The organism is Bacteroides sp. 224 (genome assembly GCF_010500995.1).
Classification (GTDB): Bacteria; Bacteroidota; Bacteroidia; order Bacteroidales; family Bacteroidaceae; genus Bacteroides.
The window spans coordinates 577-20,551 of sequence record NZ_QVMK01000009.1 but is presented as its reverse complement, the minus strand read 5'-3'; the positions used below and the strand labels follow the sequence as shown (position 1 = coordinate 20,551).

Genomic DNA, 19,975 nt, shown 5'->3' with positions numbered 1-19,975 from the left:
TTGTGTATAAATTTAATATATGCTCGAAGATATACTGTTTTGGGAACGCAAGTGGTTCCTCGCCATCAATAATGCTCATAGTTCATTTCTGGATCAGGGGATGTTGCTGTATTCGGGAATGATAGCTTGGATACCTTTTGTAGTCTTTCTGTTCTTTTTATTAGTTTATAAAAAGGACAGAAAGGAATATTTGCCTGTGATTATTGCTATTATTACCGTAGTACTTGTAGGAAATCTGGTTTCAGGACTTATATTTAAGCCTTTTTTTCAGCGCTTAAGGCCAACTTTTCACCCCGATTTTGTAAATGAGGTAAAAACCGTATTAGGATATACCGGCGGAGGGTTGTACGGATTTATATCCGGTCATTCTACTTTCTCTTTCGGTATAGCCACATTTACCACCCTTTTATTTAGATACAAACCATACGGGTGGACTGTTTTTGCCTGGGCCATTATAATGGTTTATTCCCGACTTTATTTGGGGGTACATTTCTTATCAGATGTATTGCCCGGTATGATTACAGGTATGCTGATAGGGTGGGGCGTTTATGCAGGTTTTCTGTATTTCCGTAGAAAACAATATCCCGAACAACAAGATCATGAACTATCTTCTTATTCGGGATATCGAAAGAGATTGCTGACTATTGTTTTGGCCGGCTATATCTTATTAATTTTCCTGATTGGGTTGATACAGCGTTAGAATCTTACCTGTATTTGTGCTTGTATCATGTTGGCATATCCTTCAAATTTACTGTCTTTGTAAGTGTACTGTGCTTGTACACGACAGCGAGGATAAAACCAATATTGCACGCCTGCCACATAATTGGTTTGTTTGTAGCTCATGTCTTTATTCTTGTTCAGATAATCATAAGAGGCAATGATGTCCAGTTTGGGCGCTACATGGTAGGAAGCTGTAACATAATAACCGTCGCTTTTTACTTTATTGTCTTTTCCTCCTAAGTATTCCGAACGAATGCTAATGGGTTTAGTTTCGATAACCGTACCTACTGCCCAGCGGTCGCGCGTATAGTTGTCTCCGATTTTAATGTCGGGGTTTACAATGGAAGTCCCAATGGCATGCCCCTTTCCTTTTATATAAGATCCGCCCAGCGATAACCAAGTAAGAGGTCTTACCATTAAATTTCCTACGAAATCTTTTTGGCTGTTTTTATCTTTATTATTAATTCCCTGACCATTAAAAGCTCCGATATTGTATGTCAGCTTTTTCTCGAACAAATCGCCGTAAAGCATAAATCCTAAATCGCGACCGCCGGTGGAACCACGTAATGGGTCGTGAGAACCACCAATGGCTGCCAGGTAGTTGGTAGCCTGAGAGTAACAATCAATAAGTTCCACAACGGTAGTCGATAGCGGACTTTCTATTGTGTACGGTATCTTGAATTGTCCTAAGCGAGCAGATAATCCGGGGAGGAAGTGATAATCTGTATACATTTCGAGAAGATTACCGCCACTGTTAAAATTGTACATAAAGTAGAGTGACCATTCTTTGGTAATCTTTCCTTCGGCCATGAGAATGATTCTTTTGATATCGAAATTGTTATCGGCTTCATCGGCATCATTGTATGTGTATCCTACTTGTGCATATCCCATTAATCGGATGCGCTCTTTAAGAGTGTTTACAACTTTATTGATGTCGGCTTTGGTTTCTTCGGTTTCTTGCGCAGAAACAGTACTTAATGCTACACAGCAAACTAATAGAAATAAAATTCGTTTCATTTTTAATTTAAAGTCATTTATAGGTTTGATTTCCATTTACATAACGTATTCCGTAGACATTCAGATGTATGTATACTTACCGTACTCACTTTCCGAATTTTATGCCTTTAATTGTATCGACCAGATTCTCTCCCAAATAGTCAGGAGCTATCAGATTCTTGCCTTTTAGCCATTCTATGGTATAAGTCAGGTCTTTTTCAGAAGGAAGAGTCGCTTCTTTGTATTTGGGAAGTGTTACACTGTTGGTTAATCCTTCGGGTATTCCTGCGTCTTCTATCAATATATTAGCCCACTCGCTTTGTGCGTGGCTATTCATATATTCTACAGCTTCGTTATATCCTTTAATTAATACTTCTATTTCTCTTCTTTTATCTTGGAGGGCTTTTGCAGTAAACATGGTTCCTGTGACGGAAATACCCAAATTTTGTGTGGTAGTTAATGAACTGTGCCCATTCTTAATAGCAATGGTAGCAAAAGGATCGGGGAAGATAGAAGCATCAATTTGTCCGTTTTGAAGCATTTCAAGTCGGAGAGGAATCTTGTTTATTTCGGGTTTATTTATGTCGTTGACAGGAATACCGGCTTGGGCTAATACCTGATCTGTACTGTATTCAATAACCGTATTACGAGATACTGCTACATTTTTCCCTTTTAATTCCTCTACTGTATGAATGTTCTTATTCTTTCCTGCGATAAGATGAAAGTAACCATCATTCTTCATCACAATCCCAAGAGGAATACCATTGGCATGTTGTAAGGCTGCTCCCGTGTAATCTATAACAGTTCCGTCTATACTCCCGGATTGAAAGGCGGCATCACGTTCATTGGCAGAGAAGAATTTGACAATGGTTAAGTCTAATCCCAATGAATCATACATACCTTGTTTTTCTGCGATAACAAATGGAAGGTAGTCCATGGAGGACATTGCACCTAATTTAAGCGGTTTTAAGTCTGTGTATCTTTCTTCCTTGGTCTTTGGGGTTTGACAAGAGAAGAATAAAATAATAAGAGAGAATATAAAGCCAGATCTTTTCATGATTGCTATATAACCGAAAGACATTTGATAAAAGGGAAAGGCAACCTCAATTGGGGTTGCCTTTCTGTATAAGTAAAGAATAAAATTACTCTTCGATAGCGGCAATACCTGGAAGTTTTTTGCCTTCGATAGCTTCGAGCAATGCACCACCACCGGTAGATACATAAGAAACCTGATCGGCCAAACCGAATTTGTTTACACAAGCTACAGAGTCACCACCACCTACAAGTGAGAATGCTCCATTCTTAGTAGCTTCGGCAACTGCCAAACCAATTGCTTTTGAACCTTCGGCAAATTTATCGAATTCGAATACGCCGGCAGGACCATTCCAAAGAATTGTTTTTGATTCATTAATTACTTTGGCAAATAATACTTCTGATTTAGGGCCGATGTCAAGACCTTGCCATCCATCAGGAATTTCATTAGATTCTGCTAATTTCACATTCGCGTCATTAGAGAATTTATCGGCAATTCTGGCATCGGTAGCCAATACAAGGTTTACACCTTTTTCTTTGGCTTTTTTCATGAGGTCAAGTGCCAGATCTAATTTGTCTTCTTCGCAAAGTGAAAGACCAATTTGTCCGCCCATGGCTTTCTCGAAGGTGAAAGTCATCCCGCCGGTAATAATTAGGTTATCCACCTTGTCCATCAGGTTTTCAATGATTTCAATCTTAGAAGATACTTTAGAACCTCCCATGATAGCAGTAAACGGACGTTTGATGTCGTTCAATACTTTGTTTACAGCTGTCACTTCTTTCTCCATCAAATAACCAAACATTTTGTTGTTGACATCGAAGTATTGTGCGATAAGAGCTGTAGAAGCATGTGCACGGTGTGCAGTTCCGAATGCATCATTTACATAACAGTCGGCATAAGAAGCCAATTTCTTAGTGAATTCTTTTTGGCTTTCTTTTACAGCTTTCTTAGCAGCAGCTTTTTCTTCGTCTGTAGCGTCGTCGGCAAGTCCTCTTGGTTTGCCTTCTTCTTCCGCATAGAAACGAAGATTTTCGAGCACTAATACTTCGCCCGGTTGAAGAGCAGCAGCTTTAACAGCAGCTTCTTCACTCATGCAGTCATTGGCAAACTGAACATCTACTCCCAACAATTCGGATACATGACCGGTAATATGTTTCAAGGAGAATTTATCAGTAGGTCCTTTAGGACGACCTAAGTGTGAACCGATGATTATGCTACCGCCATCTTTTAAGATTTTCTTTAAAGTAGGAAGAGCAGCACGGATACGGGTGTCATCCGTAATGTTGAAATTTTCGTCCAAAGGTACATTGAAGTCAACTCTGACGAATGCCTTTTTGCCTGCAAAGTTGTAATTGTCAATTGTCTGCATAATACTCTATTGTTTATTTAAAAATGTAATTCCATTTTGATTAACAGTCCGCAAAGTTAATGTTTATTTCTATTTTTTGCTATGAATTTATTATTTTCTTCGCAGCTTTTGGCTTCTCTTTATGTACTTTATAAGTGTCACAGTAATATTTACACATCATTTGCAAACCACACTTGTCACATTTTGGAGTTCTTGCCTGACAGATATATCTTCCATGCAGAATCAGCCAGTGATGCGCAATGGACACCAATTCGGTTGGAATGTATTTTATTAATTCCTTTTCGGTAGCCAGCGGAGTTTTGGAGTTGGTGGTAAGTCCTATACGGTTTGATACGCGAAAAACGTGAGTATCTACCGCCATTGCTGCTTTATTAAATACCACGGATTGAATAACGTTGGCTGTTTTTCTACCTACTCCCGGTAGTTTTATTAATTCTTCCAGTGTGTCCGGTACTTCGCCATTGAAGTCGTTTACCAGCATACATGCCATTCCTACCAGGTGTTTCGATTTGTTATTAGGATAAGATATGCTTTTAATATATTCATAAATAACTTCAGGGGTAGCCGCTGCCATTGCTTCCGCAGTAGGGTAATCTTTAAGAAGTGGGGGAGTAATCATATTTACTCGCTTGTCTGTGCATTGGGCAGAGAGAATTACAGCTACCAATAATTCATAAGGATTGTGGTAGTGAAGTTCTGTTTTGGCTACAGGCATATTGGTCTGAAACCAAGCAATCACTTTTTGGTAACGTTCTTTCTTTGTCATAATTATCTCAACTTATTTTTATGAAAGTGAGGAGCCACTTTCAGGTTGAAGAAAATAGCAGAAACTACCGTCAGGCAAGCTCCGAAGAAATAAGTCATATCAAAAGAAGTATATTGAGCCAGGTAACCTCCGGCGGTTAGTCCGATACCTATTCCCACATCCCAAGAGGTTAGGTAAGTAGAGGTAGCTGTTCCGCGTTTGCTGTTTGGAGCCAGATTAACGAATAAAGAATTAAATGCAGGAAACATCGTACCGAAACCAATTCCAAGTAATAAAGCTATCAGGAAAAACAGTACAGTGGTAATTTGTTCGTTGACTGCCATAAGTGAGCCACAAGCTGCAAGTAAGAAATAGCAAATACAAACTAAATAAAGTCCCAGTTTGATTACCTGGGTAATCCGCCCTTTATCTACTTGTCGACCGGAAAACATACGAGATACCGCCATGCCCACCGCCATACAGGTAAAGAAAAGTCCACTGCTGATGGATATTCCAATTTCTTTGGCATACATGGCTACATACGTAGAAGTCATTCCGTATGGTACAGATAGCAATAATAAGGAAACTCCGGCCGGAATTCCTTTTAATAGAATAAAACGATCTAACGAAATAGGTTCTCGCGGTACGGGTACTTTTTCCGGAGTCTTTACCAGGCAAGCCATAACAAAGCCAAGGGTACCCGATATTAACGAACAAAGGAAAATCGTTTGAAATGAATAAATATCATGCATAAAAAGCCCTACCATCGGTCCAAAGCTCATGGCCATGTTATTCATTAATCCATAATAGCCAATTGCTTCGCCCCGACGGGAAGAGGGGGTGATATCAATAACAATTGTATTACCTGCCACAGTAACCATTCCAAAAGCCAATCCGTGCACTACCCGAAACATGATGAATAAGGTTAATACTCCGGCCAGCATGTATCCGGCAAATATGGAAGTGAAGATAAAGTAAGCAATCAGATAAAGCGGCTTACGCGAAAATGTATCCAGTAAATACCCGGAAAATGGGCGAATACACAGTGCTGCCACTGTATAGGAGGATAAAATAACTCCAACCAAGGCATGTCCTGTTTCAAAGACTTCTGTGAGATAGAACGGGAGAATGGGTAGTATCAGATAGAAGGCAAAGAACAGAAGGAAATTGGCTGCTAATATAAAACAATATCCCGGGGTTAGAAGTTGAGAGTTGAGAGTTGAGAGTTGAGAGTTGTTTGGGTTGCTGTTTATTTCATTTTCAGGGGTTTCCATGATTGCTGAATTATTGTTTAAGATATTGAAATACGAAAATTGAGAGCAAAGAATTATCCATAAGATAACTCTCAACTCTCAACTCTTAACTCTCAACTATTTAGTATGCGCTTTCGAACTCTTTTAGGAAACGAATATCATTTTCCGAGAACATTCGAAGGTCTTTTACCTGATATTTCAGATTGGTAATACGCTCAATACCCATGCCAAGTGCATAACCGGTATATACTTTACTGTCGATACCTGATGCTTCCAATACATTAGGGTCAACCATACCACAACCCAGAATCTCAACCCAGCCTGTGTGCTTACAGAATGGACAACCTTTTCCACCACAGATGTTACAGCTGATATCCATTTCGGCACTTGGCTCTGTGAAAGGAAAATAAGAAGGGCGCAAGCGTATTTGCGTTTCGCTTCCGAACATTTCTTTGGCAAACAACAAAAGAACTTGTTTTAAATCGGTGAATGATACATCTTTATCTATATACAAAGCTTCGATCTGATGAAAGAAACAGTGTGCACGGTAGCTGATAGCTTCGTTACGATATACACGTCCCGGACAGATAATACGGATAGGAGGTTCCATCTTGTCCATCACGCGAACTTGTACGGAAGAAGTATGAGTACGCAATACAATATCCGGATGTGCTTCGATAAAGAATGTATCCTGCATATCACGTGCCGGATGATCTTCGGCAAAGTTCAAAGCAGAGAACACATGCCAGTCATCTTCAATTTCAGGACCTTCGGCTATGCTGAATCCTAAACGGTTGAATATATCGATTGCTTCGTTTCTGACGATTGTAATCGGATGGCGCGTTCCTAATTTAACGGGATAGGCCGAACGGGTTAAATCCAATTCGTCTTTTCCGCTGTCGTTGCTTTCGAATTGTTCTTTTAATACGTTGATTCTCTCCTGTGCTTTGGTCTTCAGCTCGTTCAACCTCATACCGACTTCTTTCTTTTGATCGGCAGCTACATTTCGAAAATCGGCCATCAAGTCATTAATGGCTCCCTTTTTACTAAGGTACTTAATGCGCAGAGCTTCAAGCTCTTCAGCACTAGAAGCTTTTAGTGCTTCTACTTCTTCGAGAAGTTGTTTAATCTTAGTTATCATATCTTTTTGAATGCTTGTTCAGTTCTGATTAAAAAAAAAGTTATGCAAAGATAACATCAACTAACTGATTTTACCCAATCTTCGTTGAATAATTTTCCCCTGCGGCATATTTTTAATTGCTTTAGCAAGATTTTGCTACGGCCGTAACGAGATTTTGCCAAGGCCGTAACAAGATTCTGCTGCGGCCGCAACAAGAGTTTTCCACGGCCGTGACAAAACTTTGCTGCGGCCGTGGAAAAACCAGGCATAAGAAGCATCATATATTATGTGTTACAACCATGCAACGAATGAATTATAGAATTAACTGGGGATGCTTTTTTTGCTATTCTTTTTTAGACTGCTTTTTTCTTATTTTGCCGGGTGAAATGCCAAATTTTCCTTGGCAAAAAGTGCTGAAAGAAGATACGGATGAAAATTGATATTTATCGGCCAGCTCTTTTATGTTTAATGAAGAGTTATTTAGATCCTGAAAAATTAGCGCGGCTTTTTGTTCTCTTAACCATTCTGAAGCAGATGTTCCAAATACTTTGCTAAATTGTTTCTTAAATCCTGATGAGCTATACATGGATATCTGAGCAAGTTCTTGTACATTTTTCACCTTTCGATGGTTTTTATACATTAAATCCATAAATCGAGAGTTGGGACTCATAAGAGGTTCGAAAAAGGCAGCTAAGTCTTCTTTACTGTAGTAGGCTCTTAAAAGAAAGAAAAGTTCCTTTATCTTAGTGCTAAAATAGTAGGTGCAGTACAAACCGTCGTTTACACATTGTACAAAGTCGTCTATATAACGATAAATCCTTTCATTAATATCAAGCATTTGAAAACGATTGCTTTTCTTGTTTCCGTATGTGTTATAAAGATATTCTATGGGTAGGCACTCACATAATTGAAATATTCCTCTGGTTCGGCAAATAATTAGATGTGTTTCATCTGTGAAATCTGCTTTTATATGACTTCCCGGAGGGAAGAATAATATTTTTCCTTTAGGAATATCCAAGTCTACAAACTTGGAGAACGATAGTTTAAAATGTCCATCAACAACAAACACAATCTCTGTGTCGACTAAGTCTCTTTCGATGGTGGATTCTGTGGGTTGCATTAAAATTTCAAGTGCCGCATTTTGTCCTTTATCGTAATTGTAACAAGAAAAATGTTCTTGGGGGGATAGAAGTTTCATTGGTTGTATTTCTTTCTTTAGCCATGCAAAGGTAGAAACAGATAACCCCCAGTTTTTTATGCTGAGGGTTACTTTTTTATAGCAGATAGCTACTTTTTGATTTTACGGCTTTCTATCAGCTGGTTTTCTTATTCGCCCGGGCGAAATACCGAATTTATTCTGGCAGAAATTAGTGAACGAGGATACCGAAGAGAATCCGTGCTTATCAGCCAACTCTTTGATATGCAAATCAGAATTGTTTAGGTCTTGAAATACTAATGCCGCTTTTTGATCACTAAGCCATTCTGATGCAGATGTTCCGAATACTCGGTTGAATTGTTTTTTAAATCCGGATGAACTGTACATGGCAATATCTGCAAGCTCTTGTACGCTTTTTACATTGCGATAGTTCTTATACATTAGATTCATAAATTTGGCATCGCGACTCATTAATGGTGCAAAGAATGCTGCAAGCTCTTCTTTTTGGTAATAGGCTCTTAAAAGGAAAAATAACTCTTTCATTTTAGTAGCAAAGAAGTGATTACAACGTAGACCATCATTTACATAGTCAACAAAATTTTCTATAAAACTATAGATGCGTTTGTTTATATCCAACATGTAGAACTCATTGTTTTTCTTTTCTTCATATTCTTTATGAAGATGTTCCAATGGCAAACATTCACACAGTTGGAGAATTCCCCTTACTCTACATATAATAAGATGTGCATCTTCTGTCACTTCTGCTTTTACATGACTTCCTGGGGGGAAAAACAAAATCTTTCCTTTGGTGATATCTAAGTTTACAAATTTAGAGTATGATAATTTAAAGTGTCCATCAATAATAAAAACAATTTCAGTGTCTACCAAGTCTCTTACAATGGTATAACCAGCTTCTCGTTTCAAAATTTCAAGTGCGGCATTCTGCCCTTTTTCATAATTGTAGCAGGAAAAATGCTCCTGCGGATATAAAATAGTCATAAATATAGGTTCTTTCTTGCTTGTCTTCGTTTTTAGGGTTTACAAAGTTACAGAAAGTGCAATGAATAACAAGTTAATTAATTTTATTAAATATTAGAATGTGTGTAAATTTGATTTTGTTGCATGTTGTGGTTGTAGTTGATTGAGTGATAGTGTTTTACAAAATATTTAAATGAAAAATTTTAGATATACCTGTTACCATGATTTGCAAACCAATGCAAAATGTAAAGAAGGCTACCATCTTATTAATAACCAAATTTCCAGACTTTCCAATCTTTTTCATCATGCGTTGTCCTCCCGTAAGGAATAGGTAAAGAATAACACATAGTGCAACAATAACTAAGGCTATTAATACATAATTAATACTTGTTGCCAATAAGTTATCTTTTACAGTAGAAGAAGCTATGAGAGTGAGGATAACAGATATACTTCCAGGTCCCAAGCTAATAGGGAAGGAGATGGGATAAAATATTTTCTTTTCTATTTCTTCCAGATTAATTTTATTGATAGCATCTTCTTTGGTATCATCTTTCGATGATGAAGTGTCTGATAGCCATTCCAAACCTGTTTTACAAATTAATATTCCCCCAGCAAGCTGTACAACTGGTATAGCAAGGTTAAATATTAAGAGGATGAGTCGGCCTATCAGCAAACTGCCTATACCTATAACTAAACAATTAATAATAATTTTCTTGATGACAATTTTGCGCTGATCATCGTTTAGGTCAGAAATAAAGCCATTAATAATAAAACCACTGCTTATAGGGTTGGTTACAGGAAACAGGGCTACAAAAGCTGATACGAAAGTGTATATAAAATCGTGTATTGACATGGTATGGTTTTGATGTTATTGGTAATAAACAAGGGGAGGGGAGGAAATGTTTTTGATGGGTTGTTATTTTATCTAAATGAGAACAAAATGTTTATCTTTGTTCCATTAGGAACAGCTCCTGATTCTGATAGTGAATAGGGTTGATCGTTGTGTATAGCTTTCAAATGTTTATCTTTGTTCCATTAGGAACAGCGGGCATACGAGAGAAGTACACATAATCTCGGTTGTGTATAGCTTTCAAATGTTTATCTTTGTTCCATTAGGAACAGCAAAAAAATCAATTATTATTCTTCCACAACGTTGTGTATAGCTTTCAAATGTTTATCTTTGTTCCATTAGGAACAGCAGTTAAACGTGGCTATGTGTTAAGTAAACTGTTGTGTATAGCTTTCAAATGTTTATCTTTGTTCCATTAGGAACAGCGCATATCGCACACTGTTACAGCGCGCGTAGTTGTGTATAGCTTTCAAATGTTTATCTTTGTTCCATTAGGAACAGCCCATCATCTTTTTGTTCCATATAATTTGTTGTTGTGTATAGCTTTCAAATGTTTATCTTTGTTCCATTAGGAACAGCGACTATAGATAGCCTGCGGTCGGCAAAATGTTGTGTATAGCTTTCAAATGTTTATCTTTGTTCCATTAGGAACAGCAACGAGTTCAGAACTACAACGGGGAGAATGTTGTGTATAGCTTTCAAATGTTTATCTTTGTTCCATTAGGAACAGCTAATAGGAGCCATATCCGCAAACAGATCAAGTTGTGTATAGCTTTCAAATGTTTATCTTTGTTCCATTAGGAACAGCAATGTCTTATATAGTATACATTGATCGAACGTTGTGTATAGCTTTCAAATGTTTATCTTTGTTCCATTAGGAACAGCTGAATGGGTGGATAGTGGTGTTCTTGAAAGTTGTGTATAGCTTTCAAATGTTTATCTTTGTTCCATTAGGAACAGCAGTACCTCGCAAGTAGAGACTATCGCTATAGTTGTGTATAGCTTTCAAATGTTTATCTTTGTTCCATTAGGAACAGCCTCCAGCTAACACTTGGACTACAGCAGCATGTTGTGTATAGCTTTCAAATGTTTATCTTTGTTCCATTAGGAACAGCATTACTCGCGAAATAGTAATGGAGGCTGCAGTTGTGTATAGCTTTCAAATGTTTATCTTTGTTCCATTAGGAACAGCTTTTTTGATTAATTTCTTTTTGTTGTTCATGTTGTGTATAGCTTTCAAATGTTTATCTTTGTTCCATTAGGAACAGCCTTGCATCAATTCACGTGGTGTGAATGCAGGTTGTGTATAGCTTTCAAATGTTTATCTTTGTTCCATTAGGAACAGCTGAAGCGGCAGGACGCCACACGCTCTGAGTGTTGTGTATAGCTTTCAAATGTTTATCTTTGTTCCATTAGGAACAGCACAAGTTGATTAATCGCTTGTTATTCAGGTTTTTATGAAGGGTTTTACAATTATAAAATGAGGCTGTTCTTTAATGTAAATCTGATCTTTTAGATCAGATTTCTTTTTATATAGAAGCTTTGTATGTGTCATGTTGAATTTAAAACTTTAAACCCAAATAGACGTTTATGTAAAATTAACAATTCTATTTTTGTTAGAATAGTTCAAGTTGTTGATAAGGGGTACTTACCTTTTCCTCCTTTTTCCCATAGAATAATTCAATGTCTCCAAATTGCTTATCTGTAATACATAAAATTCCTATATGACCTTTTTCTGGTAATAATTTCTTTACTCGTTTTATATGAACATCTGCATTCTCTCTGCTAGCACAGTGCCTTACGTAAATGGAAAATTGGAACATAGTGAAGCCGTCAGCCATTATTTTCTTGCGAAAGTCTGAATAGATTTTTCGTTCTTTTTTAGTCTCTGTTGGTAAGTCAAAAAATACAAGTACCCACATAACACGATATTCACTAAAACGTTCCATAAAACTCTAAGTCATAGTAGGATAGATTATTTTCCTAATCTCTCCAGAAAAACACTTATATAGTGATGCTGTAGTCTGACCTACTGCAATCATTAAAGGGCTTCGTTTGCCATTAATCTTAACATCAAGCACAGGGATGCTTAATAATTTGCTTTTCACATCTGTGGTTAATACTTGATAATCTGGTGTGTTGTTTATGATATCAATAACAAGTTGATCTACAAACGGACGATAAGGTTCCATTATATCATCAGCCAAGCAGTAAGCATTATATTTGTTGTGATGATGAATACCTAAAGTTGGCAACAAACCACTTGAAACAAGAGAACGAGCTACTACTGCACGAAGGATAGCATAACCATAATTTAGCAAATTGTTGGGAGGTATTCCTTCTCGGTCTCTTGTGAATTCAGGTATATTAGGGAATATTGTTTTCCAGTAATAAGCAGCAGCACGTGCTTCGTAATTATCTGGGTCTCCACTTTTTACATCTTTAGCCCAAACCAGCATGTTTTTAATCGTTATTTTTCTGTTTTTATGAAGAACGACGGCTTGGTTTTCTATTTTTTGTTTAATAGTTTGTTGCCATAATTGTTTTTTTATGGGGAGAGAAGCGTTTATTTGATCTGTAAATCTTTCATTTTGAGTATTATTTCCACATAATGGTAATAGGAGACCAATAGGCATTCTATTGCTGCTGCAAGTTATTACAGCACAATTATTATCCAGAAGTTTCTCTAATAAGCCTTGAGTGATAGTAATTTGCTTATGATCCAAGATAATAACTCCAATATCTTCAATAGGAATTGTTTTTATCATTTCTTTTTTGAATGATTCGGGGACTGTATTATTTTTCTCTACTTCTGGCAATTTTATTATAAGTTGCTCATTTGTTAGAGATAAGTAGGTTGGATTTCCAAAATAGAGCGTTTTCTTTATCATAATTTTTGTTTTATGTTGCCTAATCTATCGATTAAAATGGGAATACAGTTTTGCTTGATCATTTCTCCGCTCCATGCTCTTTCAGATTTATTGTTGGAGCCTAATTCGATATTTTTAATAATAGGAGTTGCTATGTGATAAGGTATACAATGGAACTCTCCTTGAGTACAACTAACCATCTTATAAACCCTTTCCGCCACTTTCTTTTTATCTGCCCAATCAATTTGTCCAACTTCTACTTCTTCTACTGTAGGTACATAAACTAAATCATTAGGAGATAATGAAAATAATAGTGTGGCTCCTTTCTCATTTCGTTCAGGTACAGAAGTTAACCCTTGTTTTTGTCTTTCAATTACAAGATTGAGAGGAATGGTTTCATAACTTCGTTTGCCATTTTCATTTTGATAAATAGCAAAGAAGAGATTAGTCCCTTTAGCTGCTTCTACATAATTATTTTTCTTGTTTCCATTATAACCTACTCTAAATTTATTTCCAATAGGTTCGTATGTACGGACTTTATGAATAGGTTTGTGATGTTTCCCATTATTTAATTCAAGAATATTTCTATTTAATTCATCTATACCATCTGGAGAGAACGCAAGTTCAGGATGCTCTATCGTTTTTCCATTTTTTATTTCATTATAAGTAGAGAGGTGTTTTGATAGAATCTTTTGGATTCCCTCATTAACTACAGATTCTATTTTCTTTGAATTAAAATCAGTATTTAAGGAGGTTCTTGATACAGCGTTTTCAGAATTGAAGATATATATCTTTACTTTGGAAATATCTTTTCCATTCAGTTTATTCTCTCTATCCTTAAAATACTTGAGTATTGTTTTCTTGTCGAATTTCCCATAGGCTGCGATGAGTCTTTTAATCTCGGTCTTTAATATTTTATCTACCAACGATTTCCAATCATCTAAAGCAACTGATAAGTTCACTTCCTTTTTATTACGCAATGTGATTCTTCCATACAAAGTTTCTTTATGCATGGGCTTGCGTATAGCCCAGGAATCTCCTTTTATTTGCCGTTGGAGTGTTTTCTTGTAAACTCCGTTTTCATCTTTCTCCCATTTATAATAGTGGTTAACTGTTTTATTAATAATACGGAGATTTTGTTTGAAGCTTACAATGGAAGATAGTATTGTTTCTTTGGTTTCTTGTGTGAAAGACAACCATGGCTTTTTAAACTTACCCTTTTCGCATAGTGAGTTTTTTAAGTCATATCGTTTTTTATCACTTTTTGCATATTGATTATTCAGGAAATTTACATGATTCCGAGTGGCACAAGCTATAATGATAGAATCCGCGATATGATGCCTGTGATCGATTCTTTTTTTATTAAATCCTTTCTGTTGGAGTAATGGAACTTGTATTTGAAAGACTCTTTTTCCATCCTTATTTTTCCATTCTCCATATTGATTGCTATTTGTAAGCTGGTTTAATCTTTCAAATCTGAGAGTAATAATGCTATTCCAAACATCATTTATACCCCAATCTTGTTTTAACCTAGAAGTTATACTTCCATTGCAGGATACAATGTTTTTGGATATAAGTTCTTGTTCTTCTTTTTCACGAACGATAGCAGATAATAGCCCCTGAACTGCTTTGCTTATGTAACGACTGTCATTTAACTGTCGGGCAATAAATGATTCAGGAATATCTTCTAAAAGCATTTTTTTCATTTTAGCTTTATTATGGCTAAATCTGTTTTTTATAAATTCTTCATATTCAGTTGGAGAAAAGATCTTTGCTGTTCGACCAAAACCTATATCAATAATTCTTCCCTTGTTCTCTTTAATGTATTCATATCCTAGTTTATTAGCTTTGTCTTTGTTAACGGCTGCTTCGCAGATTACTTTGTTACTTAATGAATCATCAAAATAGCGTGATTGGGGGATCACATGTTCTATCTCATAATCTGAGGTAAATAACCTGCTTAATGGAATAACTATTCCTGTATAAGGAGAACAGTATTTCTGTTCCAGCCATAATTTATATTTTATGATTTCGCTTTTGGAAGGTTGAGCCGATCGGGCTATTTTTTGAATATCATCGGGTATTTCTATACCGGAGTTCAAGATATCCTCTTCAAAAATCTTAAATATTTCCAGCTGATTAGGAGAGTAGGGGCGTACATTCTCTATATCTCCGCTTTCTTTAAATTCAGCCAGTAATGTTTTTATCCGTAGATTGGTATTTTCGTTGGTTGCATTTCTGTCTGCTATTTTTTTTCTTTTTTCAGCAGTGTTTTTCATTTCACGACCTAATTCTATGTGAATTTCATGAAAGAAGTTTTCCTGCCCTTTTCCATAGTAAGTCCAAATATCTTTTACTACTCGAAGGGTCTCTGTAATAACTTGCTCTACGATTGGATTTCTTAAAGAGTGTTGTTTATAGTGCTGTAGATAACTTTCAATATCATCAGGAGTGTTCCATTTTAATATCTCTCCAGCTTCCGAATGTCTGTCATATATAATATAGGAAGCCAACCAAAGGGGGAGCCCTTTAAAATCTTCTACAGTATTTAGGTTAATGGCTTTTTCTCGTACTCGGTTTCGAATATTTTCATCATATTCCCCATCTATAATTTTGTTTATTCGTAGCATGGTTTTTTTGTCAATGTTATTGGCCGACCAATACTCTCCCAAACGCATTAGTGAAAGTAATTTTTTGATAGCGTGCTCAGAATAAGCACCATATTCTTTTTTTAATGGTGGAAATTTCTTGAATATTTCCACAAATGTGTCTGGCAAATGTTTCTTTTTGGCAAAGCTAATTAGGGCTTTTGTTAGGTCTATGCGGTCATCTATTGAGTACAAAATATGCCATAAAGCCAGCTCATCTTCTTTATTAAAATTGGGTATTCCGGCTTTTTGTAAACGTGAATGAACAGTGCTATGAAATTCATTGCAAGGATATATTTTTTCTTCTACATAATTCCACCGATATTGATTTACTTTGTTTTTTAGTCCGAACTTAGGATATTTAAGTAATATGTCTTGTTTGATCTCCGCTTTTTCGCATAGCCAATCGTATAAATCCTGCCAATCTTTTTCTGTGGGTAATAATTGGGAAGTAACATCTATATCAGTAGTAAGTTTACCATCTATTTCACCTTCTCTTTGATAAATTTTCAGATACTGAATAAATTGCCATAGCCTAAATTCTTGAAAAAGAGGATGTGATTTTGGAATACATTTAATTGGCACTTTTTGATATTTTCCCTCTTTATCTTTATAAATCCGGTATTCTAGGGCACAAGTTGCAATGGACGATTTTTTGCTTTTTAAAGGACGTTGATAAAAGAGGATGTCATCAACAAATAAGTAAGTAAAGTCTTTTTCTTTAATACTTTCTTTATGGTTTTCGTTACGAGGATACAATTCTTCGATACAAGCACTATATAATGAACGATTTTTTAATTCCTCATGAAATTCTTTTTGTTTGTCTAATATTTGTTTTAATTCTTCTCTGTAGAATTTTCTTTCAATAGTTCTAACCAAATTCCCTTTGATTTTAACTTCCGGATTATTAAGTAATGAGTGATAAATGTAAGTACCTACAGTTTGCTGGCTGTTCTCAATATCTTTTTCTGTTTTCTTTTTTAGTAAAGTCCAGTCATTCTCAGAAGGTGCACGAAAGCTTCTTTTCTTTATGTTTCCTTCTTTGTCATAGTGTGTGGTAACAATAAAGTCTTTTGTCTTTCCTTTCCAATCTAAGAAAACCTTACTTTGTCGACGATATACCCAATCATTTTCCAATATAACATCATACCAAATGTTGTCTTTGTTTCTGTCTCCACTATCTATTACATCTACAACTTTTAAAGAGAAAAACTCCTCAGTTTGTCCTTCTTTCTCATTTTCATCATCTTCTCCTCTAAGTTGATAATATCCACGTTTTTGGTTGAAGTTTAAAATAATCCAGGCTAATTCTTCTTTTTCTATTTTGTGAGTAAGAGCTTTGTTCCTTAAATAATAAATAGTCCAGTCGTAGGGTATTTTTTTATTATCTGCAATGAGTAATGAATTGTTTTTTGCAAAATCATTCAACATCTCTTCAAAAGAAGATCTAAAAAGAAAAATGTTTTTTCCTTGTTCTTGTATGTAGTTTATTTTAGGCTCAGCATAATTTTTAAATTGACCTAACTTTTTTTCGAAATCAATTTCATTAGCATAGTGGATAGGAAGAAAATATAGAACATGTAGTACTCGATGTAAACGTTCACGGCGAAGTAAACTTCTTTCTCTTATTCGTCTGGTTCCTCTGTATTGGGTACGATCTGCTGTTTGTGATATGGAATTACCTCTGTCGAAGTCACCTATAATTCCTTGATCCATAGGGATTATTCTGCTGTTGGCAGCTATGATTTTTCCTGTATTGGATTTTTCATCTGATTGAACCAATGCCCACCCTATTGAGTTTGTACCTAAATCTAATCCTAAGATATTTTTCATATTTTGAAGTTTTTCTTTTTTTGATTCGAAATATAAGAATAGTTTTTCTTTAATCAAATTTTGAAATTAGAAAAAAAAGTATTATGTTTGTGTAAACATTTGAAGCTAGTCACAATAAGGATTATTCCGTTGTGAAAACATTTAAGGCGGGGCGACTCGCCTTCTTTTTTTACTCACCCCATATAATTCCTCACAGTTTCCCTTAGCAAATCTCCATACCCATAAATATCATCCAATGACTCAATATGATTCTTTGTTTCTTTTTTATCTTTATCAAATGTTGCTATATACTTCTTATTTCCATTAAAATATAACCGGCAAATCGGTTTCCTATTATTGTCATCAAACAGAATTGCAAAATAAGTTTGAGCATCCCTGTAAACTACTCTGGATATATCAACCACCTCTCGTAAGATAGCTCTGACAATCATATACCCTTCCAACTCTTCGGCTGTGGTAACTATTCCATTATCATTCTCTGGGTTTTCTTCTTGCAGATCAGTTCTTTTTTCTTTTTCTTCTTGAGCAGCTTCCGATTTTAAAGCCGATTTTAACCTTTCAGATATAGTATCACTGATTAAGCTACTGATTGATCTTCTAACTAATGCTGTAAATTGTTCCAGAAGTTTTGGGGTAATCATCCCATCATAAACCTGTTTGGATAACAACTTAACAAACTCAGGAGAGGGATTGGCAAATTCTTTAGAGAGTATTGCTTTTAGCTGACTTGTATATTTCAATTCACTAGCCGAACTTAATATACTGTCCACATTAAAGTAAGCTTTATGGAATTTTTTAAGTTCATCAATATGGTGAGATTTTAGATCTTGGAGATTAATTTCCAAAAAGGGTTTCTCATCCATTTTATTAGGCGTTTCTAAATCAGTATAGAATCTATAAACGATACCATTGGTTAGTAATCCGAATTTAGCTTTTGATACATGAAAGTAACGAAGAAGCTGATTATCATGAAGAGTTAACTCTTGATTCCAATGTTTACATTCTATCAATAAGATAGGTTCATTATCGCTCATGATGGCATAGTCTATCTTTTCTCCTTTCTTAGTTCCAATATCACATATAAACTCAGGCATCACTTCGAGTGGATTGAATACATCATATCCTAATGATTTAAGAAGGGGAAGAATAAGAGCATTTTTAGTTGCTTCTTCAGTGAAGAGGTTGCTTTTCAGTTTTTCAACTCTCTCGGATAGTTGTCTAATTTCATCTTTAAAATCCATAGTATTATTGTTTTAAATATCACTTCACACAAATTTATCAATAATTACTATTTGTTCCAAGAATCAGACATAGACAAATGATCAGATTTGTAAAGTTGTTATTTGTTGATAATCAGGTAGTTGTGGTTTTGGTGGATAGACAAATGCATTTTATACCTAATTATAGGTAGGTATTGTATTGGTTTTATTCATATGGCGAAAACGGTTGATATCCACCCACAAAAAACGGTGATACCCGTTCACTTTCCTGTCTTATACTGATGGCGATGTAAAATTAGTCTTTTTCTTCTATCTCAGTCTTTTTAGTATTATTTTTTTGTCTCATACTGGCTCCTTTGAGTTCGAATCGCACACTGGTATGCACCAAGCGGTCTAATATGGCATCCGCTGCAGTCGTATTTCCCTTCATCACATCATACCAGTTTGCCACTGGTAGTTGGGAGATAATAATCGTAGCTTTCTGTCCATGCCTTTCTTCTATGATTTCCATAAAATCAAGTAGCTGTTGTCCGTCTAATACCCTGATGCCAAAGTCATCCAAGATGAGTAGATCCATTTGCGCAAGTTTTGCGAAGAACCGATGTAATGTGCTGGATATGCGAGCTAGTGTAATTTCCTCAAAGAGTCGATACACATTGTAGTATGCAACCCGTAGTCCATTCATACAGGCTTGATAGCCCAATGCTGTTCCTATCCAACTCTTGCCTGTACCTGCCGCTCCTGTAATGAGTACCGCTACTCCTTTTCTTACATAGTCGCATGTGGCCAGGTTGAGTACCTTCTGTTTTTCTACTCCTCTTTTGCTGTCGTAAATGACTTGACTGATAGAAGCCTGATAACGGAAGCGGGCATTTTTAACAAGCCGCGAGTTACGACTCTGTGTACGGTTATCCAACTCGGCCTGTATAAGCAGCTGCAGACCATCCTTAAGAGAGAGTGCGTCAGCTTGACGTGTTTCCTGCATAGTAGTCCAGTAATGCGCCATTCCGGGCATTCTAAGACTTTTTAGCGCATTTGTAATTTCATCCATAATGATAATTGTTTTAGTGGGTTAATAATAATTTGGATTATAATGTGCAGCTTATTATTTAAACTGCTCTTTTCCGCGTATGTTCTCATGTTCGCCAGGAGAGAAAAGGTCGGGCTGTGAGGCGGATACCCCG

At 36.1% G+C, this 19,975-nt stretch carries 15 protein-coding genes and 1 CRISPR repeat array; of the genes, 1 reads left to right on the top strand and 14 read right to left on the bottom strand.

The window, feature by feature from the left end; translation table 11 throughout:
- Positions 1–19 precede the first annotated feature (19 nt).
- Entirely contained in the window at positions 20–700 is a 681-nt protein-coding gene (locus tag D0T60_RS06210) for a phosphatase PAP2 family protein (protein ID WP_163217293.1), read from the top strand.
- Here the strand turns inward: D0T60_RS06210 and D0T60_RS06205 are convergent.
- The 14 genes from D0T60_RS06205 to istB all read right to left on the bottom strand — a co-directional run bounded on the left by D0T60_RS06205 (position 697) and on the right by istB (position 19,842).
- Positions 697–1,737 (bottom strand): porin, encoded by a 1,041-nt coding sequence (locus D0T60_RS06205; protein WP_163217292.1) that lies wholly within the window; start codon positions 1,735–1,737, stop codon positions 697–699. The genes D0T60_RS06210 and D0T60_RS06205 overlap by 4 nt on opposite strands.
- A gap of 85 nt (positions 1,738–1,822) precedes the next feature.
- Positions 1,823–2,773, bottom strand: a complete 951-nt coding sequence (locus D0T60_RS06200) for an ABC transporter substrate-binding protein (protein ID WP_163217291.1) — start codon at positions 2,771–2,773, stop codon at positions 1,823–1,825.
- 85 nt (positions 2,774–2,858) lie between these two features.
- Positions 2,859–4,118 (bottom strand): phosphoglycerate kinase, encoded by a 1,260-nt coding sequence (locus tag D0T60_RS06195; RefSeq protein ID WP_163217290.1) that lies wholly within the window; start codon positions 4,116–4,118, stop codon positions 2,859–2,861.
- Between the two features lie 79 nt (positions 4,119–4,197).
- Positions 4,198–4,884, bottom strand: a complete 687-nt coding sequence (gene nth / locus D0T60_RS06190) for an endonuclease III (protein ID WP_163217289.1) — start codon at positions 4,882–4,884, stop codon at positions 4,198–4,200.
- A 2-nt stretch (positions 4,885–4,886) separates the two neighbouring features.
- Positions 4,887–6,137 carry an MFS transporter gene (locus D0T60_RS06185; RefSeq protein WP_163217288.1) on the bottom strand — a complete coding sequence of 417 codons (1,251 nt, stop codon included), beginning with the start codon at positions 6,135–6,137 and terminating at the stop codon, positions 4,887–4,889.
- A gap of 100 nt (positions 6,138–6,237) precedes the next feature.
- Complete coding sequence (gene pheS / locus D0T60_RS06180) at positions 6,238–7,257, bottom strand: phenylalanine--tRNA ligase subunit alpha (protein ID WP_163217287.1); 1,020 nt, start codon at positions 7,255–7,257, stop codon at positions 6,238–6,240.
- A 322-nt stretch (positions 7,258–7,579) separates the two neighbouring features.
- Entirely contained in the window at positions 7,580–8,434 is an 855-nt protein-coding gene (locus D0T60_RS06175; RefSeq protein WP_163217286.1) for a helix-turn-helix domain-containing protein, read from the bottom strand.
- Positions 8,435–8,536: 102 nt separating this feature from the next.
- Positions 8,537–9,391, bottom strand: a complete 855-nt coding sequence (locus tag D0T60_RS06170; RefSeq protein WP_163217285.1) for an AraC family transcriptional regulator — start codon at positions 9,389–9,391, stop codon at positions 8,537–8,539.
- Between the two features lie 157 nt (positions 9,392–9,548).
- Positions 9,549–10,223, bottom strand: a complete 675-nt coding sequence (locus D0T60_RS06165) for a MarC family protein (RefSeq protein WP_163217284.1) — start codon at positions 10,221–10,223, stop codon at positions 9,549–9,551.
- Positions 10,224–10,369: 146 nt separating this feature from the next.
- Positions 10,370–11,643: direct repeats of the CRISPR family, unit length 47 nt; unit sequence GTTGTGTATAGCTTTCAAATGTTTATCTTTGTTCCATTAGGAACAGC.
- Between the two features lie 193 nt (positions 11,644–11,836).
- Positions 11,837–12,169 (bottom strand): CRISPR-associated endonuclease Cas2, encoded by a 333-nt coding sequence (cas2, locus tag D0T60_RS06160; protein WP_163217283.1) that lies wholly within the window; start codon positions 12,167–12,169, stop codon positions 11,837–11,839.
- A gap of 6 nt (positions 12,170–12,175) precedes the next feature.
- Positions 12,176–13,111: a type II CRISPR-associated endonuclease Cas1 gene (gene cas1 / locus D0T60_RS06155; RefSeq protein ID WP_163217282.1), complete on the bottom strand. Its 936-nt coding sequence runs from the start codon at positions 13,109–13,111 to the stop codon at positions 12,176–12,178.
- Positions 13,108–17,571, bottom strand: coding sequence for a type II CRISPR RNA-guided endonuclease Cas9 (cas9, locus tag D0T60_RS06150; protein ID WP_163217281.1), 4,464 nt, complete (start codon positions 17,569–17,571; stop codon positions 13,108–13,110). The genes cas1 and cas9 overlap by 4 nt, the downstream gene beginning before the upstream one ends.
- 173 nt (positions 17,572–17,744) lie before the next feature.
- Positions 17,745–18,812, bottom strand: coding sequence for a type I restriction endonuclease (locus D0T60_RS06145; protein ID WP_163217280.1), 1,068 nt, complete (start codon positions 18,810–18,812; stop codon positions 17,745–17,747).
- Between the two features lie 274 nt (positions 18,813–19,086).
- Positions 19,087–19,842, bottom strand: coding sequence for an IS21-like element helper ATPase IstB (gene istB / locus D0T60_RS06140; protein ID WP_163217279.1), 756 nt, complete (start codon positions 19,840–19,842; stop codon positions 19,087–19,089).
- Between the last annotated feature and the right edge of the window lie 133 nt (positions 19,843–19,975).

Bases quoted from the DNA above. Each gene is read 5' to 3' on its own strand.
- cas9 (WP_163217281.1), bottom strand. From the start codon at position 17,571: ATGAAAAATATCTTAGGATTAGATTTAGGTACAAACTCAATAGGGTGG.
- D0T60_RS06165 (WP_163217284.1), bottom strand. From the start codon at position 10,223: ATGTCAATACACGATTTTATATACACTTTCGTATCAGCTTTTGTAGCC.
- D0T60_RS06175 (WP_163217286.1), bottom strand. From the start codon at position 8,434: ATGAAACTTCTATCCCCCCAAGAACATTTTTCTTGTTACAATTACGAT.
- D0T60_RS06185 (WP_163217288.1), bottom strand. From the start codon at position 6,137: ATGGAAACCCCTGAAAATGAAATAAACAGCAACCCAAACAACTCTCAA.
- D0T60_RS06170 (WP_163217285.1), bottom strand. From the start codon at position 9,391: ATGACTATTTTATATCCGCAGGAGCATTTTTCCTGCTACAATTATGAA.
- pheS (WP_163217287.1), bottom strand. From the start codon at position 7,257: ATGATAACTAAGATTAAACAACTTCTCGAAGAAGTAGAAGCACTAAAA.
- D0T60_RS06200 (WP_163217291.1), bottom strand. From the start codon at position 2,773: ATGAAAAGATCTGGCTTTATATTCTCTCTTATTATTTTATTCTTCTCT.
- D0T60_RS06205 (WP_163217292.1), bottom strand. From the start codon at position 1,737: ATGAAACGAATTTTATTTCTATTAGTTTGCTGTGTAGCATTAAGTACT.
- nth (WP_163217289.1), bottom strand. From the start codon at position 4,884: ATGACAAAGAAAGAACGTTACCAAAAAGTGATTGCTTGGTTTCAGACC.
- cas1 (WP_163217282.1), bottom strand. From the start codon at position 13,111: ATGATAAAGAAAACGCTCTATTTTGGAAATCCAACCTACTTATCTCTA.
- D0T60_RS06195 (WP_163217290.1), bottom strand. From the start codon at position 4,118: ATGCAGACAATTGACAATTACAACTTTGCAGGCAAAAAGGCATTCGTC.
- istB (WP_163217279.1), bottom strand. From the start codon at position 19,842: ATGGATGAAATTACAAATGCGCTAAAAAGTCTTAGAATGCCCGGAATG.
- D0T60_RS06210 (WP_163217293.1), top strand. From the start codon at position 20: ATGCTCGAAGATATACTGTTTTGGGAACGCAAGTGGTTCCTCGCCATC.
- cas2 (WP_163217283.1), bottom strand. From the start codon at position 12,169: ATGGAACGTTTTAGTGAATATCGTGTTATGTGGGTACTTGTATTTTTT.
- D0T60_RS06145 (WP_163217280.1), bottom strand. From the start codon at position 18,812: ATGGATTTTAAAGATGAAATTAGACAACTATCCGAGAGAGTTGAAAAA.